The organism is Fulvivirga imtechensis AK7, assembly GCF_000331535.1.
GTDB classification, from domain to species: domain Bacteria; phylum Bacteroidota; class Bacteroidia; order Cytophagales; family Cyclobacteriaceae; genus Fulvivirga; species Fulvivirga imtechensis.
In genome coordinates this window covers 1-1260 of the sequence record NZ_AMZN01000150.1, presented here as the reverse complement: position 1 = coordinate 1260, position 1260 = coordinate 1, and the positions used below count along the sequence as shown (strand labels likewise).

Annotated in this window: 1 protein-coding gene and 1 pseudogene; both read left to right on the top strand. The window is 41.4% G+C overall.

Features of this window, described 5'->3' with window-relative positions; genetic code table 11:
- Window positions 1-593, top strand: a pseudogene (locus C900_RS30470) (hypothetical protein); the annotation flags it as partial.
- A gap of 11 nt (window positions 594-604) precedes the next feature.
- Window positions 605-1120, top strand: a complete 516-nt coding sequence (locus C900_RS27085; RefSeq protein WP_040497669.1) for a hypothetical protein — start codon at window positions 605-607, stop codon at window positions 1118-1120.
- Window positions 1121-1260 lie beyond the last annotated feature (140 nt).

Sequence of the window (1260 nt, the reverse complement as noted above, 5' to 3'; positions counted from 1 at the left end):
CTTTGGTGCAGGAGTTGGTGGCTAGCGGGGGTGCTACTGTGGGTTTGATGACTCATGAACAACAATCGGGGGGGATGACCGACTTTTCTAACTCCAATCATGCCTTAAACATAGGTGCTGGTATTTATGGGGCAATGGAGGGGCTGACTTCAAGTCAGGGTTATTGGCTTGGTAAGAATGGAAAATATTATGAAGGGTTTTCAGGTCGTGGACCTAATCAATACACTGGAAGTAGAGCAAGTGCTATAAAATCTGCTAATACTTATAAGTTAGCCGGAAAGGCCATTGTTATAGGACAAGTAGCACTTGGTGGATATATGACTTATGAAGGCTATGTAGCAGACGGTGGAGAATTTGGTTACAATGCCCAAAAGGCAGCAGCCAGTAGTGCTGCAGGTATTGTTGGAGGTATAGCAGGGGCTAAAGCTGGTGCTTTAATAGGGGCCGGTATTGGGGTTTGGTTTGGAGGCGTAGGAGCCATACCTGGAGCAGTAATCGGTGGAGTAATTGGAGGTTTTGGTCTGGGAGTAGGTGGAAGTTATTTAGGAAGCTACCTCGGTGAGAGTGCAGTGGATTATTATCATGGACGTTAAGGCAAGTGAAGATGATAGGAAAGATTGAATTGTGGTTGAATATACTTCATTACTGTATTTACAAGATGGATTATAAGCTTCATATGTTTTCTAATAAGATTAACCCGTTTGTACTCATTGGTAAATTACCAGCCGTAAAAAGGAAATTTGAGGAACAAGGAACCACCCTTTTGGATACTACAAATAAAATCTGGACAGACAAACGGTTTGGTTTCGGAATAATGATTTCTGGTGGGGCAATAGTAGGTTTTATAATGTTCTTTTTATGGGGGCTAATAAGCACCTTTCTGGGTTATCTAGGTGTCTATTTCTTCGTAAAGCCGATTTATGTTTTTATTTATGTGATACTTTCCTACACCCTTTGCCACTTTACTGTATTTAAGGGGGAAAAGTATATAAAATACTTCAAGAAGCTGGACAAACGTTCCAAGAGTGAGAAGTGGAAATACGCACTATTGTCACTTCTTTTTGTAGTAGGTTCTGTCGCCCTTTGGCTATACAGCTTTAGGTTTTTACCGAAGCTTTAATATTGTTGAACCAAGAAAAATCGAGTAGGAAGTAAGGGATTAATTCCCTTACTGTCCTCTCACACCCCCAAACTGGCGCAAGTCTGCGACTTGTGCCTCTTTAGTTTGGCTATTTTCTACAGTAAAAAACAGCAGCCTGA

What these genes read in the sequence shown, in the direction of transcription:
- C900_RS27085 (WP_040497669.1), top strand. Translation starts at nt 605, where the DNA reads ATGATAGGAAAGATTGAATTGTGGTTGAATATACTTCATTACTGTATT.